Annotated in this window: 16 protein-coding genes, 1 other RNA gene and 1 riboswitch; of the genes, 5 read left to right on the top strand and 12 right to left on the bottom strand. The window is 56.6% G+C overall.

Features of this window, described 5'->3' with window-relative positions:
* Nucleotides 1-216 precede the first annotated feature (216 nt).
* On the bottom strand, nucleotides 217-1,677 hold the full coding sequence (pdxR, locus tag ACR0BU_RS23025; protein WP_300072657.1) for a MocR-like pyridoxine biosynthesis transcription factor PdxR: 1,461 nt from the start codon (nucleotides 1,675-1,677) through the stop codon (nucleotides 217-219).
* A 130-nt stretch (nucleotides 1,678-1,807) separates the two neighbouring features.
* Between pdxR and ACR0BU_RS23020 the strand changes: the two genes are divergently transcribed.
* Together ACR0BU_RS23020 and ACR0BU_RS23015 are read left to right on the top strand one after the other, a co-directional pair.
* Nucleotides 1,808-2,116 carry an ArsR/SmtB family transcription factor gene (locus ACR0BU_RS23020; RefSeq protein WP_480739158.1) on the top strand — a complete coding sequence of 103 codons (309 nt, stop codon included), beginning with the start codon at nucleotides 1,808-1,810 and terminating at the stop codon, nucleotides 2,114-2,116.
* On the top strand, nucleotides 2,109-3,140 hold the full coding sequence (locus ACR0BU_RS23015) for a permease (RefSeq protein WP_299084765.1): 1,032 nt from the start codon (nucleotides 2,109-2,111) through the stop codon (nucleotides 3,138-3,140). Before ACR0BU_RS23020 ends, ACR0BU_RS23015 begins: the two co-directional genes overlap by 8 nt.
* A 54-nt stretch (nucleotides 3,141-3,194) precedes the next feature.
* On the opposite strand, the gene ACR0BU_RS23010 is transcribed toward ACR0BU_RS23015, so the two are convergent.
* The gene (locus tag ACR0BU_RS23010; RefSeq protein ID WP_299084764.1) at nucleotides 3,195-3,584 is read right to left on the bottom strand and encodes a hypothetical protein; all 390 of its coding nucleotides are present in this window, start codon (nucleotides 3,582-3,584) and stop codon (nucleotides 3,195-3,197) included.
* A 52-nt stretch (nucleotides 3,585-3,636) separates the two neighbouring features.
* Nucleotides 3,637-4,395, bottom strand: coding sequence for a DUF1013 domain-containing protein (locus tag ACR0BU_RS23005; RefSeq protein WP_480739160.1), 759 nt, complete (start codon nucleotides 4,393-4,395; stop codon nucleotides 3,637-3,639).
* A 130-nt stretch (nucleotides 4,396-4,525) separates the two neighbouring features.
* Here ACR0BU_RS23005 and ACR0BU_RS23000 point away from each other — a divergent pair, with 130 nt between their 5' ends.
* Nucleotides 4,526-5,167 carry a ribonuclease T2 family protein gene (locus ACR0BU_RS23000; RefSeq protein WP_299084762.1) on the top strand — a complete coding sequence of 214 codons (642 nt, stop codon included), beginning with the start codon at nucleotides 4,526-4,528 and terminating at the stop codon, nucleotides 5,165-5,167.
* Here the strand turns inward: ACR0BU_RS23000 and ACR0BU_RS22995 are convergent.
* The 5 genes from ACR0BU_RS22995 to ACR0BU_RS22975 form a co-directional block, all read right to left on the bottom strand.
* The gene (locus tag ACR0BU_RS22995; RefSeq protein WP_480739162.1) at nucleotides 5,164-5,652 is read right to left on the bottom strand and encodes a hypothetical protein; all 489 of its coding nucleotides are present in this window, start codon (nucleotides 5,650-5,652) and stop codon (nucleotides 5,164-5,166) included. The genes ACR0BU_RS23000 and ACR0BU_RS22995 overlap by 4 nt on opposite strands.
* A gap of 130 nt (nucleotides 5,653-5,782) precedes the next feature.
* Entirely contained in the window at nucleotides 5,783-6,352 is a 570-nt protein-coding gene (locus ACR0BU_RS22990; protein ID WP_480739164.1) for a hypothetical protein, read from the bottom strand.
* A gap of 115 nt (nucleotides 6,353-6,467) precedes the next feature.
* Nucleotides 6,468-7,061, bottom strand: coding sequence for a recombination mediator RecR (gene recR, locus ACR0BU_RS22985; protein ID WP_299084758.1), 594 nt, complete (start codon nucleotides 7,059-7,061; stop codon nucleotides 6,468-6,470).
* Nucleotides 7,062-7,123: 62 nt separating this feature from the next.
* Nucleotides 7,124-7,468, bottom strand: a complete 345-nt coding sequence (locus ACR0BU_RS22980; RefSeq protein WP_299084756.1) for a YbaB/EbfC family nucleoid-associated protein — start codon at nucleotides 7,466-7,468, stop codon at nucleotides 7,124-7,126.
* Between the two features lie 157 nt (nucleotides 7,469-7,625).
* Nucleotides 7,626-9,389: a DNA polymerase III subunit gamma/tau gene (locus tag ACR0BU_RS22975; RefSeq protein ID WP_480739167.1), complete on the bottom strand. Its 1,764-nt coding sequence runs from the start codon at nucleotides 9,387-9,389 to the stop codon at nucleotides 7,626-7,628.
* Nucleotides 9,390-9,562: 173 nt separating this feature from the next.
* Here ACR0BU_RS22975 and ACR0BU_RS22970 point away from each other — a divergent pair, with 173 nt between their 5' ends.
* A complete protein-coding gene (locus ACR0BU_RS22970) occupies nucleotides 9,563-10,075 on the top strand; it encodes a protein-tyrosine phosphatase family protein (RefSeq protein ID WP_298937779.1) in 513 nt (170 codons plus the stop codon).
* Here the strand turns inward: ACR0BU_RS22970 and ACR0BU_RS22965 are convergent.
* The gene (locus tag ACR0BU_RS22965) at nucleotides 10,067-10,474 is read right to left on the bottom strand and encodes a hypothetical protein (protein WP_480739169.1); all 408 of its coding nucleotides are present in this window, start codon (nucleotides 10,472-10,474) and stop codon (nucleotides 10,067-10,069) included. The genes ACR0BU_RS22970 and ACR0BU_RS22965 overlap by 9 nt on opposite strands.
* A gap of 88 nt (nucleotides 10,475-10,562) precedes the next feature.
* Nucleotides 10,563-10,782, bottom strand: a riboswitch (cobalamin riboswitch).
* Nucleotides 10,783-10,940: 158 nt separating this feature from the next.
* Between ACR0BU_RS22965 and ACR0BU_RS22960 the strand changes: the two genes are divergently transcribed.
* On the top strand, nucleotides 10,941-11,798 hold the full coding sequence (locus ACR0BU_RS22960; protein ID WP_480739171.1) for an alpha/beta hydrolase family protein: 858 nt from the start codon (nucleotides 10,941-10,943) through the stop codon (nucleotides 11,796-11,798).
* A 32-nt stretch (nucleotides 11,799-11,830) separates the two neighbouring features.
* Here the strand turns inward: ACR0BU_RS22960 and rsgA are convergent, their stop codons facing one another.
* The 3 genes from rsgA to ACR0BU_RS22945 form a co-directional block, all read right to left on the bottom strand.
* Nucleotides 11,831-12,859 carry a ribosome small subunit-dependent GTPase A gene (rsgA, locus tag ACR0BU_RS22955; protein WP_480739172.1) on the bottom strand — a complete coding sequence of 343 codons (1,029 nt, stop codon included), beginning with the start codon at nucleotides 12,857-12,859 and terminating at the stop codon, nucleotides 11,831-11,833.
* A 169-nt stretch (nucleotides 12,860-13,028) separates the two neighbouring features.
* An RNA gene (ffs, locus tag ACR0BU_RS22950) (signal recognition particle sRNA small type) lies at nucleotides 13,029-13,127 on the bottom strand.
* A 39-nt stretch (nucleotides 13,128-13,166) separates the two neighbouring features.
* On the bottom strand, nucleotides 13,167-15,050 hold the full coding sequence (locus ACR0BU_RS22945; protein WP_480739174.1) for a bifunctional 2',3'-cyclic-nucleotide 2'-phosphodiesterase/3'-nucleotidase: 1,884 nt from the start codon (nucleotides 15,048-15,050) through the stop codon (nucleotides 13,167-13,169).
* Nucleotides 15,051-15,174 lie beyond the last annotated feature (124 nt).

Below are 15,174 nucleotides of genomic sequence, written 5' to 3'. Positions count from 1 at the left end.
GCATCATCGCAGAACCAATGATCCCAAACGCATGCTCAATCCCGTGCTTCTGCAAAACCTTAACAAAAGCCTCTTCCGTCGTCATCTTCATGTGAGTCGTCTCCGCGCATAAATGGGTGAAGCCGGACGGGCAGCCCAGCCTTTGAATTAGGTTTAGGCCCAAGGGGTGTCAGGGCGTTAGGGCCAGAACGAAAGGCGGATTAGGTCCAAAATCGTCTAACCCGCGCGAATGGTATCCGCGATCAGCTTCACGCCAGGTGTGATTTGTTGGGATGAGATGGACGAGTAGCCGAGGCGGTAGAAGTTCTGCGGTCGGTCTGGGCCTGAAAAGAACGGGGCACCCGGTTCAATATGAACACTTTGATTTTGTAGCTTTTGGGCAAGCCGGGCCGTATCGACAGAGTCCGGAGCCGCCATCCACATTGATGAGCCGCCCATCACGCCGCGCCCTGCCACCGTCAAACCGTGTTCGTCAATCGCCTTGTCCATAATGTTGCGCCGCTGCTCCAACTCTTTTGACATGCGCCGTATTTGTGCGTCGTAGTGGCCCAACGACAGAAAATACGCTGCGGTCCGCTGTATGTGGCCGGGTGGGTGACGTAGTACCAGTGACCGTAGGGCCCGTGCTTCTCGGATAAATGGCTCAGATCCCACCATGTAGCCAAGGCGTAATCCTGGGAACAGAGATTTTGAAAAGCTGCCCACATAGATCACGCGGCCGTCGCGGTCCATGGACTTTAAGGCCGGGGAGGGCGCCCCCAGAAACGCCATTTCAAATTCATAGTCGTCCTCAACCACCATTGCATCCAGGTCTCGTGCGCGGTCGAGCAGTTGATTGCGGCGGCTCACAGGCATGGTCGCGGTTGTGGGGCTTTGATGGCTCGGCGTGGTGAATATGACGTCCGTATCCTGAGGGAGGGCCTCAGGCGGCAACCCGTTCCGGTCAACATCCAGCGGAGTCACTTTGCAGTCCCAGTGATTCAAAAGGCTCCGCAGGGCGTAGTAGCAGGGGTTTTCGATGACGGCGGTACGATTGTGGGTCAGCAAAATACGTGAGGCTAACCAAAGCGCGTTCTGGGCCCCCAAGGTAATCAAAATCTCTTCGGGGCGGGCGGTGATTCCGCGACGAGGGAGGGTGTGACGGGCGATGAATTCGACAAGCAGTGGGTCATCTTGATCCACGTAATCAGCTGTAAGCGATTCAAAATCTTTATGCCCCAGCGCACGCACCGCACAGAGCCGCCAGTTGGCGTGATCAAACAGCGTCCGGTCCACCTGCCCGTAGATAAAAGGATAGCTATACTCTCGCCAGTCACTGGGTTTCGGCAACACATCCGCGTCAACGAAACGACGTGCGAGTGCCGTGTCCCAGTCAACTGTTTCCGCTTGCTTTTGAACCGGCGTGTATTTTGGAGGAACCGGCGCGTTTTCTGAAACATAATAGCCTGAACGGCCTTTGGCGGTCAGGTAGTCATTGGCCAAAAGCTCGGTATAGGCCAGCGTCACAGTGATCCGGCTGACACCCAGATGGGCGGCCAGTTTGCGCGACGAGGGCAGCTTCTCTCCGACGTGAAAGCGGCCAGACAGAATACCCTCGGCGATCATCTGCTGGATCTGAGCCTGAAGCGTCCCGTGCCCATTGAGTTCAAGAAAGAATGTGTCGACCGAAATCCCCATACCTGCTTATAGGGTGGACTTAAGAAGTGGGCAATCTGGACTTACGAAATACCGGAAACTTTCGTCTGCGGTTGACGTTGGCTTTCTAATAAACTAAATAACTAGAAAGTTAGTTATATGGAGAAATCAGATGTGGGAAACCGCGGCTGCCGGTTTTTCGGCAATGGGATCAGAAGCCCGGCTGAAAGTTCTGAAAACACTGGTTCGCGCCGGCGAGGCGGGTCTAACCGTCGGGGACATCCAAAACCGGACAGGAATAGCACCGTCTACTTTGGCGCATCATCTACGGTTTCTTGCGGCGGGCGGGCTTGTCGAGCAAGAGAAGATCGGGCGCAGCACGATCAACCGGGCTTGTTATGGTGAGCTGAGAAATCTGGCGCAGTTCATCCTCAGCGAATGCTGTGCGGACGAAGTTGGAGTGGCGGCAAACGATGGCTGAACTGACGCAAAACCCAAGAGTGGTTGCTAAGGGCGCGCTTGACCTGATCAAAACACCCTGGGCCTTGATCGTCGCACTACTTGTTGCCGTGGCCATTTTGGATCCGGGCAATTGGGTGGAGGTCATCACCTTCGCCGGAAAGGCTTTGGCCCATACCGGCCAGTACATCCTGTTTGCCGTCTTGTTGTTATCCTATCTGAAAGCGACCGGTGCCGAGGTCATGGTGGCACGCGCATTTGAAGGCCGTGAAACCCGGATGATTTTTCTGGCGGCGTTGTTTGGTGGACTGGCTCCGTTTTGCTCGTGCGAGGTTATTCCTTTTATAGCCGGACTGCTGGCATTGGGGGCTCCGCTGTCTGCGGTCATGGCCTTTTGGCTAAGCTCACCGCTGATTGATCCACCGACTTTGTTGATCACCGCTGGCGCCTTGGGTTGGCCATTCGCCATTGGCAAGGCGGTTTCAGCGGTTGCGCTGGGTTTGTTCGGGGGGTTCGCCGTTCGCCTGTTGATGCGGCAGGGCGCATTTGCCCAGCCATTGCGAGAATACAAACCAGCAGGATGCTGTGGGTGCGGTCCCAAGCTTGACGAAAAACCGGTCTGGAAGTTTTGGCAGGATCCCGATCGCCGGGTTCGGTTTCGGGCAGAGTTTCTGCAAAATGGTCTGTTCCTGTTGAAATGGTTGGCTTTGGCATACGTGCTCGAAGCGCTTTTGGTCAGCTATGTTCCAGCCGACCTGATCGCTGGTGTTGTCGGCGGGGAAGGGGTGCTGCCGATTGTTATCGCGGCGCTGGTCGGGATGCCTGCCTATCTGAACTCCTATGTCGCACCGCCATTGCTGGCGGGCCTGATGGAGCAGGGCATGAGTGCAGGTGCGGCCATGTCATTTATGGTTGCTGGTGCAGTCAGCTCGATCCCGGCAATGGCGGCAGTTTGGTCGCTGGTAAAACCGCGCGTCTTTGCGACGTATCTTGGGCTTGGTGTTGGCGGCGCGATTGTCACCGGGATCCTGTTCCAGATGATCTGAAAGAAAAAGCCGCCCGGTATATTGTCGGACGGCTTTTTGCATCTTCTGGCAGGTTCAACCCGCCTCGCAAAACCGTGGCAGTTTGAACCTGTATCTGGGTTCGCCACTCTCCACATAGACGCGTTTTTCGATGCACGCGCTGGTTCCAACCGTTTGCGATATAGGGGCTTCGGTCGACGTGATCGAAGCGGCACTGCCATCTGGCAACCGAACCGAGGCGACGACCCCGTTTTTGAGGTCCCCGTTGATTGGTGTTGCCGACAATACCGGGACGGTCATGAAAGAATGGTGCTCGTGCTTCCCGTCGTCACCCAACAAAACCAATGTGGTAACGATTGCGATCATTAACGCACCACCCGCTATTCCCAGCCCCCAGGTCTTCAGAAAGGCATAGGTTGAAACGGCACGGTGCGGTCCAAGAAGTGCAGACAGAACGGTCAGCATGGGGTTTCCGAACAAACAGGAACCGGCCCGTTCGGGCCGGTATATTTAGGAATCAAGGACGGGGTTCGTCTTCGTCGTCGTCGCCGCCGCCTTTGGGCAGGTTGAAGAAGCTGTCAGCGTCCACGATAGGCTCGTCGTCTTTTTCATCTTCTGGATCATCTGAAAGAGAAAAGGTTTCCAGCCCTTCAATAGCCGTCGGAATTTTCGGCGCGGCATCCATCTCAAGCGATTGTTCAGTCGACACCAGTTTGCGACGCTCATCATCGCTCATGACGCCACCTTCGGCGGCCTTCTTGGCGGCAGCCTTTTGCACGATCATGTCCAGTTCCGACTGTTTGCACAGACCCAGAGCAACCGGATCAATCGGCTGCATATTGGAAATGTTCCAATGTGTCCGTTCGCGGATGGACTGGATGGTTGGCTTTGTGGTGCCGACCAGCTTGGCGATCTGACCGTCACTGAGTTCAGGGTGGAACTTGACCAACCACAGGATCGAGTTTGGGCGGTCCTGACGTTTGGACAGCGGCGTGTAACGGGGACCCCGGCGTTTTTCCTCACCAGCAGCAGAAGGATTGAACTTGAGCTTCAGCTTGTGCAGCGGATTGCCCTGTGCGGCGTCGATCTCGTCCTGGGTCAGCTGATTGTTGGTGATTGGGTCAAACCCTTTGACACCGGCAGCCACATCACCATCCGCGATGCCCTGTACTTCCAACTCGTGCATACCCACGAAATCACCGATCTGCTTGAAGCTGATCGTGGTGTTGTCCACCAGCCAAACGGCGGTTGCCTTGGCCATCAGAGGTTTTGCCATCAGACCGTCTCCTTTAAATACATCTGTCCCGTCGCCGGAATTCGGCGGCCTCGTTATGTTGAGGCAGGTTTCCGTTGTCGGGGAACTTGGGCTGTATATAGTCACGCCAGCCAAAGAAGGGAAGAGGCGAATGCGCCAGGTGATTGCGGGGCTGGTACTGTGGGCGTTCGGCGCGATATCAGCGCTGGCCGATGGAGAGAAGGCCGGTGAGTTCGACTACTATGTCCTGTCGCTTAGCTGGTCGCCAAACTGGTGCGCGCGCGAAGGCGATGCGCGCGAGTCGGATCAATGCGACGCGCGCCATGACCATGGTTGGGTGCTGCACGGGCTTTGGCCGCAGTTTCATCAGGGCTGGCCGTCGTATTGCAGCACCTCAGAGGCGCCACCCACCCGTCGCATGACGGGGGAAATGCAAGACATTCAGGGCAGTTCCGGTCTTGCCTGGCATCAGTGGAAGAAACACGGTTCCTGTTCGGGTCTCAGCGCAACGGACTATTTCGCGTTGTCTCGTGCGGCGTATGAAAGCGTTCAGCGCCCGCAGGTATTCCGCAAGCTGGACACGTCGGTCAAACTGCCCGCGTCGGTAGTCGAGGATGCATTTCTGAAGGCTAACCCATCCTTGGCGCCCGATATGATCACCATCACCTGCAAACAGGGTTACATCGAAGAAGTTCGCCTGTGCCTGTCCCGCGATTTGAATCCCGTGCCCTGCGGCCGCGACGTGATCCGCGACTGCACGGCCGAAGATGCGCTGTTCGATCCGATTCGCTAGAGCGTCTTGTTCTGGCAGTCCCGGGCGTAATCCAACGCCTTGGCGGTGCCTTTCAGGTCGATCGCCATGACAACCTCACCCGCAGGGTTGTAAACGGTCATGGACTTGTTCTGGGCGATTGCATTGACGAAGTCGCGGTCGGTGAAAAACACCGTCGCGCCGGGCACGCGATCCTGTTTGAACCCGATGGCAGTAGCGTCATAGCTTTTCCCATCCAGCTCGAACCGGATCGGATAACTCTGTCCCGGCTCGATATCACCCCAAGCCTTATTGTAGACTGTGAAATACCCGCGATTGTCCAGCGCGTCATAGCCTAGGCGAACCACCGAAAGATCCTGATAGACCGTCTGGATCAGGCAGCCATTGCCGAGGTTCGGGTCCATCATGATGTTCCACCCCTCGACAAAACCTTTGTCGATCAATTCCTGCGACCAGGCGGCGGTGGCAGTGAAAGTGGCGAAAATCAGGGCGAGAACACGTCTCATATAATTTGCTCCGGACAAATGTACGTTAAAGTCACCTCTTCCTAACCGTTATCCTCTTCTACCCCAACGACATTTTGAAATCTGAATGAGGATGCCATTCCGAAATGGGCAGGGGCTTTCTTGAGGCGGGTTAGTTTTCGTTGAATGCTTTTCGTATCTGCCGGGCATTGATCAACTCTTCGCGGACTTCCATCCGGGGCCGCCAGTCGTATCGTTTATCGGCATCGAGCTTTGACCAGAACAATACGCCACCGTATCGCCAGGGGTCCAGCAATATACCATCATGCACTGTATCGCCTCGTTTGCTGATCACGGCCGAATGATGGATGATCCTGAAGTCTGTTGGCGGAGAGGTGGCCCAATGCATGGTCAGCGTGCGGAAGTTTTCCTGGTTCAGGCGTTTTTGAAGATCCTCGGCCCAGTCATTGCAAAGACCACGTTCTCGAAATCCATGAATGACCTTGGCATTGTGAATGATTGGTGGATCTGTGACCCGATATTCCTGTGCGAGTTGAAGTGAATAGCTGTGCGCGATTTGGGCCGCTCGCGTGGCCTCTTCCGGATCAACATCTGGTCCAAGTCCGCGAATTTCCGACGCCAGCCCATCGATATCAGATTGCTGGGCAGTTGGCTTTGCGGTGCATCCAGCAAGTGTTAAGGCAAATGTTGCAACAAGTAGCCATGCAAAGATCTTTGGCATCTTTTCTCCAATGGAACAGGCAGCGTGCGCCCTGTCTCAGTAAGTTTGGACATCTACGTGCTTGGGTTCGGGCGTAAGCTTCGTTGGTGATTTTCCAATTGGCAAGCCTCAGCCGTCACAGTTCTTTTCGTGCCCTGAGTGCTGCGGAAATCGTACCGTCATCCAGATAATCCAGTTCGCCGCCGATCGGCACGCCTTGCGCCAATGACGTCAGGCGCACCTGACCCTCCAACTGATCTGCGATGTAATGGGCGGTGGTTTGGCCATCTACGGTGGCGTTCAACGCCAGAATAACTTCGGTAATCCCTTCGGCTGTCACCCGGTCTTTAAGGCGGGGAATGCGTAACTCGTCTGGGCCAACCCCGTCCAGGGCTGATAGGGTCCCGCCCAGAACGTGATAGCGGCCTTTGAAGACTGCAGCGCGCTCCATGGCCCAAAGGTCGGCCACATCCTCGACCACGCAGAGCTCTCCGGTCGCGCGGACCTCGCTATCGCAGATGTCACAGATGTCGGTGGTGCCTACATTTCCGCAGTTCAGGCATTCACGGGCAGTGGCCGCCACCTGCTGCATGGCGTCGGCCAGAGGTGTCAAAAGCAAAGCACGCTTGCGGATCAGGTGCAGCACCGCACGGCGGGCCGAGCGGGGCCCGAGACCGGGCAGCTTGGCCATCAGGTCGATCAGGTTGTCGATGTCGCTGTTCGAACTCACCGGCGCGCTCCTGTAAATGGGCCGGGCGTTGAGCCCGGCCGATAACCCGTCAGGCGGGTGTATCAGAACGGCAGCTTGATGTCTTTCGGCAAGCCCATGCTTTCTGTTAGCCTGCCCATCTCATCTTGCGAGCGTTCAGCGGCCTTGGCCTGTGCGTCTTTGATCGCGGCCAGGATCAGGTCTTCGACCACTTCCTTGTCGTCCCCGTTAAAGATCGACGGGTCGATGTCCAGACCTTTCAACTCGCCTTTTGCCGAGGCAGTGGCCCTGACCAACCCTGCGCCGGATTCGCCGACAACCATGATGTTGTTTAGCTCTTCCTGCATATCCGTCATTTTGGTCTGCAAATCCTGTGCGGATTTCATCATCTTGGCCATATCGCCCAGACCGCCGAGTCCTTTGAGCATCGCTGTTCTCCTGCAAATCGGTTTGAGCCTTAAATACGGACGGCATCCGTGCGGCACAAGGGGCGAGGGGCTTCCCGCCCGTCGTCAAGGTATTTGGCAAGGCCCTTCTTACCGTTGAGCCCCGGTTTCGTTTCATCCAGTTTGGACAGTTTGGACGTCAGTCTTCCTCGAACGGATCCCATTCGTCCTCAACTTCGGGCAGGGCTTCTGTCTCGACCTTTGCTGCCCGTTGTTCCGGCGTTTCAATTCTAGTGATCCGGGCTTTGGGAAACTGCGTCAGAACGGCTTGAACCAAAGGATGTTCAGATGCAGTTGCTTTCAAGGCCAATTCGGAAGCATCGCGCACTTCACCAATAGTGGGCGCATCACCATGCGACACAATCGAAACGGCCCACCGATTGCCTGTCCAACGTTGCAGCGCGGATCCCAAACGAGGGGCCAAGTCTGTTGGGGCGGGTGCAGCCGGCGTAAACTCGATGCGACCCGGCTGGTACGAGACAAGGCGCACCCCGTTTTCAACCTCGACCAGCAACTTTACATCCCGATTTGAGCGGATCATTTCGACAACGTGCTCGAATGTTGGATAGCGCGCGAGTGCTGCTTGCACATCCTGCGCAAGCGCGGCAACAGGCGCACCGCCCGACCCGTGTGAGGCCGGGATGGCAGACGTCGAAATTGCGGCACTCGCCTGAACGGGAGCAGTGCTTTTTCCAGACACTGGGACACCTCCGCCCGGTCCACCAACAGTCGGAGGTGGCGAGTCTTGCAGCCTCTTGATCAGCTCTTCGGGGCTTGGCAGATCGGCCACATGGGTAAGACGAATGACAGCCATTTCTGCCGCCATCATGGCGTTCGGGGCTGCTGAGACTTCTTCCAGCGCTTTCAGCAGCATTTGCCACATCCGTGTCAGAACGCGCATTTGCAACGCCTCAGCCATTTGTTGACCACGGGCACGCTCGTCTGGTGATACTGTCGGATCCTCGGCTGCATCGGGTGTGATTTTCACAACCGAAACCCAGTGTGTGATCTCGGCCAAATCGCGCAGGACTGCCAGCGGGTCAGCCCCTTCGGCATATTGAGCGCTCAATTCTGTCAATGCCCCTGCTGCATCACCGCGCAGGATCATATCCATCAGATCCAGTACACGTCCGCGGTCTGCCAGACCCAGCATGGCGCGCACCTGATCTGCGGTGGTCTCGCCCGCGCCATGAGAAATCGCCTGATCCAACAACGAGGTAGCATCACGCGCCGAGCCTTCAGCGGCCCGCGTGATCAACGCCAGCGCGTCATCTGCAATCTCGGCGTTTTCGGCCGCTGCTATCTTGCGCAGCAGGCCTATCATGTCTTCGGGTTCAATCCGACGCAGGTCAAATCGCTGACAGCGCGACAGAACCGTAACCGGAACCTTGCGAATCTCGGTGGTGGCGAAGATGAACTTCACATGTTCAGGCGGCTCTTCCAACGTCTTGAGCAGCGCGTTGAAAGCGCTGGTCGACAGCATGTGAACTTCGTCAATGATGTAAATCTTGTAGCGAGCGCTGGCGGCGCGGTAGCGGACGCTGTCGATGATCTCGCGAATATCGTTCACACCCGTGCGGCTGGCGGCGTCCATCTCCATAACGTCGACATGACGGCCTTCTATGATGGCCACACAATGTTCGCATTGCCCGCAAGGTTCGGTTGTTGGTTTGCCTTCGCCGTCAGAACCGATGCAGTTCATGCCTTTAGCGATGATCCGCGCGGTGGTGGTTTTCCCGGTGCCACGGATGCCGGTCATGATGAAGGCTTGCGCGATCCGATCCGCCTCAAACGCGTTTTTCAGCGTACGCACCATTGCGTCCTGACCCACCAGATCAGTAAAGGTTTCCGGGCGGTATTTGCGGGCGAGAACCTGATAGGCGGGGCTGGGTGCGTCGGTCATGTTTACTCTGGCGGATTCGGGGCTTCGGCACAGCGTAGTGGTCACCATCGCCCGCGTCCACTGCAGCGTGCGAGGATTTTTATTTTGGAATCGGACCGGATGCGCGTATTGCTAGAGGGGTACATTTCACGAACTATTTTTCGCGACAGTAATTAAAGGGGGGGGAGCGTTACATGTCTCAGCTGGTGATCTACGCCTTGCAAGTTGGAGGAGGCACGCTTGCCCTCACATCAATGCCCGGTCGCGGCGGGGACTACGCAGGTGATCTGGACACAATCTCAAGCTGGAAGCCGGGTCTTGTGATTTCTACGGCAACCGAAGTCGAGATGTTTCAGGCCGGCGCGCAGGACTTTGGAAGCGATATTCAAAGTCGGGCCAGCCGATGGGTTCATCTGCCAATCGAAGACTTTAACGCGCCACCCCGCACCGTTCTGGATGAATGGCCGTCCGTTAGCTCTGCCGTGCGCCACGCCTTGTCTGGAGGCGGTCGTGTCATGCTGCACTGTAAGGGCGGTTGCGGCCGGTCGGGAATGCTTGTTCTACGGCTGATGGTCGAATGTGGCGAACAGCCCGACAAGGCGCTGGTACGGTTGCGCGCCTTGCGCCCCTGTGCCGTCGAAACAGACGAACAAATGGCATGGGCCGTCGGTTCGACCCTGGAAGAGGTGAGCGTCAGATCAGGCTAAGATGCCCGCGGCCATCTGCACGGGTTGGCGAGGTTTAAGAGCCAAAACCTCGAGCATTGCGCAAGGCGGCGTTGCGATGATCCCGGATGGCATGGTCTGGATATCGGTGCCAAAGATCATGTCGGCATAATCGTCCAGCTGTTTGGTGTTTGCCGTGGCATCGGTGCCGCAAAATACACGCATCTGATCGGGCTGGGCCCGAAACCGCGCGGTGCAGCCCTCGGGACAATGGGTCAACTCGCTGCTGCCTTCGATTTCGAACTCCGAAGTGGCGACTGGATGAGCTTCTGCCATAGCCTGTGCCATCGCGCGCGCCATTCGGGCCAGTGCAGGGCATGTCTTGCCTGTCCGTTGACAAACGGTTGCTGTGTATTCGTGTGTTCTTGTCTTCCAGATCATCTTGCGCCCTCCGCGCAGCGGACAGGGGCTTGGATCAGGCAGGACGGCGGTGTGCTGTCAGGACCTGCCCGGACACCCCGCCCGAGTTTCGGTTACAGTTCCGATGGCAGGTCTCCTGACTTGCGGGTCATCGCTTTACCGACCTTCCCGGCCATTGGGCCAGTGGTATTTCGGCATTGCTTTCCGCTTACAGTTGCGGGGGCAGTCGCGGATTTGGATCGTCCCGGAGTATCCGGTCAGAACCGCACCGTGTTCCCTTTTCATCCCGACCCCTAGTAGGGGGCAGGAACCATCACACAATCGCTAGCGTCTGATTGCGCCCTGAGTCAAGCTGGACTTTATGTCTTGCGCTCCTACTCAATCCCAAGCGGACGTGTGGTCAACCTGAACCGGTGTTGACTCGGATACAGGAATTGGTGCCATTTGAGGATGGTGAACCGATTGGTTCAGTTTTTCCGAGGTCGCTATGTTGGACACACAGCAGAGGGTATTGACCGAAGACTTTCGGTTCCCGTCCGGGCCGGCGATGCTTTCGGCACGGCTATATCGGCCAGCTTCCGAGCCAGAAATCGTTATTGTTCTAAACAGCGCAACCGGAGTTCCACGAGATTACTACCGATATTTTGCGCAGTGGCTGGCGGAAGAACAGGGCATGGCCTGCCTGACATATGACTACCGGGACTTTGGGCACTCTCTATCCGGAGATCTCAACAAATCCACAGTCACTATGGCAGACTGGGCGCTGATTGATATGCCCGCGGCCAGGGCCGAGATGCGCCGGCGCTTTCCGAAAGCGAAGCAATGGACCATCGGTCACTCGGTGGGCGCGATGCTGGGTCCGGTTCAACCCGACATTGGTCAGATCGACCGAATGATTGGGGTATGTTCGGGGCTGGTCACACTGAAAGATCACCCTTGGCCGTATCGTGCGCTGGCGTGGTTGTTCTGGTATGGGCACGCACCCTTGCTTGCGCGTCTTTTGGGGTACCTGCCAGGAAAGGCCATCGGGTTCGGCACGGACCTGCCAGCTTCGGTTTACTGGCAATGGCGCAAATGGTGCACGGCGCCATTGAATTACGTTCCTGAAATAGGCCTCGATTTACCGGCGGTCAAATGGTCAGAAACAGGAACTCCCGCAGACCTGTTTGCCTTCGAAGATGACGAGATGGTCCCTCCGGACGCAGTGTGGCGGCTGGCGGATCTTTACGGCCCTGACGCCAAACAGCATCTTTTGTCTGCGTCTGAGTTTGGTCTAACCGAAGTCGGTCATATCGGGGCGTTTGCCCGCCGGAATGCGGCTGTCTGGCCTAGGTTGATAGCGTGAGGGATGGGCGCCGAAAACTCGGCGCCCATATATCATCGGCCGTTGCGAGAGTTTTTGTCTTTCATCACCGAACGGACCATTTTGCCAAACGCCTTGTCGCGCGCGCGGGACTGGGCCACGGTTTCCGAGTTTCGCTGATCCTCACGTCGCAGTTTTCTCCATCGTTCCAGACGCGAAGCGTCCAGCACGCCGTCTTCAATGGCACCTTGAACTGCGCAATCTGGTTCCGCAATATGCTGACAATCCGAGAAGCGGCACCTGGTCGCCAACTCTAAAACGTCTGAGAACACCTCATCCACGCCGTCTTGCGCGTCTAGCAAACGCAAGGCACGCATTCCGGGCGTGTCAATCAGCCAGCCACCGTTTCGCATGCGATGCAGCGCGCGGGAGGTCGTCGTATGTCGACCATGCGCATCATCTTCGCGAATGCCTGCGGTTGCCTCGTCCTGACCCGTCATCCCATTGGCCAGTGTCGTCTTGCCGACCCCCGAAGATCCAACCAGCGCTGCGGTCTGGCCGGACGGGCACCAGGACAGGACCTGCTGGATTTCTGTCTGATCCAGCGCGTTGATTGCAACAACCGTCACTACAGGTGCCAAAGTCTGAGCTTGAGCAACGTATGTGTTCGGATCATCGCATACATCGGCCTTGGTCAGCACAATTACCGGATAGCATCCAGCTTGATTGGCCAGTGCCAGGTATCGTTCCAACCGGGGTAAGTTGAAATCAGCATTGCACGAACTGACAATAAACAGCGCGTCGACATTTGCTGCTATCAGTTGCGCTTCGGCGCCGGTGCCGGCTGCGCGGCGTTTCAGGACGCTGCGCCGATCCAGCAGGGTCCGAATGCGATTGTGTTCGTCCGCCAGCACCCAGTCTCCGACCGCATAATCGCCTGTCGGTCGGTCAAGGGTGAGCAGAGGTGTTTCGCCATCCGTGCCCAACCCGGTCAGACGATCGCGATGAACGGCTGTGATACGAAACGGTAAGCAAGACGAATTGGCCGCGTGTTGCGCGGCAAAGTGGTGGGACCATCCCAGGTCCGATAGAAATATGGACATTGTTCTGCCTGTGTTCAGGTACAGTAACCCGGACAGATGGCATGCGCGCACCTGTCGGCTATGTGTTCAGGCGGTTTGAGGTTCGAGTACTAGAACCGGGCTGCCCGAAGGGTGTCTGCTACAATCATAAAAGCCCTCCTTCGGCCAATGCTCTTTGGTGTCTAGCGTCAAGTGAGAGGTTGGACATCGACCCAAGCGGGGCTCGTTGTGGCTGCTTCCTTCCGGATCTGACCAGGTTGGCGAGGCGCTCGCCCGCGCCAACCTCTCAGGTGTCGATATAGGGAAAGCTTGAGAAAAAGACAACCCGTCAGAGCGTCAGGCGGATACGCACGAAACCGTCCGCATCGGTGCCTAGCACCTGGGGCGAATACACATCCAACTCGCCCAGATGCCTGAGCGCGCCCTGGCCCGTCCTGAGAATCGCGCACGCACCTGATAGAGGCAGAATCGCAAAGGGATAGGGTGCTTGTTCCATCGGATCCGCTGGCAGGTGTTTTGACAAATAGTCCCGCAATGCGCTTTTTATATCCAATGGCGGCAAACTGATCGGTTGAGCGTTCGCAATGAATGGAAAGTGACCGCCGCCGTTGGCCCGGTAGTTGTTGAGGGCCACAACGAATTTCTGATCCGGTCGGAGCGGGTTTCCTTCAAACGTTGCATTCTTGATCCGGCCATAGTTCGGATTGATCAGCGTCCCATCCGCGTCCCATCGAGGCGGTTTTGATGGATCGATTTGATAAGATAAGCCAAAGAGAACATCGAAATTATGCCCGGCCCGCCCGGGATCTATCAGGTTGTTTTCTGTGCCTCGTGAAACTTGGTTGAAGATACCTGCCGACATCTCAAGCCAGTCCAAGACTTGTGCGCCGTTGACCTGTATTGCTCGCAGTTCATTGGGAAAAACATGTAGATCCGCAATATGTCGCAGGCAAATCTCTCCGGCAGGCACGTCAGTGTAGTATTGAGGACCTGAGCGCGCGCCGCACTTGTAAGGGGATGCTGCCGAAAGCATGGGTAGATTTTCCGACGCGGTGCCGCGCAGGAATGGGCGCAGGGCTGCGGCTTGTGCGGCGGCGACCAAAGCAAGCCCTAGGTCAGGTGCGCAAAAACTAAAGTAACTATGCATATCTTGTGCAACCCGAGCGACGGGTTTCGCCACTGCTGCCCGCGTTTGGGTGTGCCCGGGTGTAATCAGATGGACTATGTCTTGGTCTTCAGGTGCTAAAATCCCAGAGCTGTGGGAGTGGATAGACCGCAACTCAACGCAGTGATCTTCAACGTGCCACTTATTGTCCGAATTGCGAGTTACACTCAGGTCAACAACGCCCAGATGGGATCCGGCAGAGCCTGGCATGATCACAGGCTTGCCATGGACCAGCCCGGCCAAATGATCGACGTGCTGAAGGCTTTCGTGCGTAGAGCCAGGAAGGGTCAAATGGGTGTGTCCGGCAACAATTGCATCAACCCCGTCGATGGCAGCCAAAGGGATCACGGCGTTCTCCAACCCCGCGCTGGCATGGGTTTGCCCGAGACCTGAATGGGCAAGTGCAACAATCAGATCACAGCCAAGGCCCTGCAGCTTGGTTACAGTTTTTTGCGCCGCACTCAGGATATCTTCCGAGGTCACTTTGCCTTGTAAATGGTGTGCTTCCCATCGTGTTGTCTGGGGTGGCAGTACCGAAAAGACGCCTACGCGAATGGCAGTATTCTGTCCGTCCAGCGGCACGACGCGGTCGAGTATCACATGATCCTGCCACCGTTGCGCGGTATTGCCTTGCCGATGCAAGTTACTACACAGAACCGGGGAGGGCGCTTGTGCGAGGATTCGGTCCAGCGCGTTCAGACCAAAGCCAAAATCGTGATTTCCTAGCCCGATTGCGTCGTATCCCAATGCCTCAAAGGCTTGCATCATTGGATGGGTGCCGTCATTTAGCGCCGCCCACTCCCCTAGCGGCGTGCCTTGAAGGGAGTCTCCGTTGTCAAACAAGAGGACAATGTCGTCTTCCGCCTGTCGTCTGGCCGCGCGGATAAGACTGGCGGTTCGCGTCAAGCCAAGTGTTGGATCCGGCTTGTCTGAATAATAGTCGAAACTTGTTAGGTTCATGTGCAAGTCGGTCGTCGCTAAAATGCGAATACGCCCGCTTGGTGCCTTGGTCTGAATCGGCCTTGAGGGTCGTTGATTAGATCTCAATTTTCCACTTTTAGATGCTGCTGCTCAACCAAATACAATTAGAAGCATAATGAAGAAATTTTCGAGGCAACCATGAGGCTTTTTTAGCGGCATTGTCCGAATTCGTTGCCGGTGAATTGCGTTG

The sequence above is a fragment of the Ruegeria sp. CK2 genome, assembly GCF_056536585.1.
This window is presented reverse-complemented; position numbering and strand designations above follow the sequence as displayed.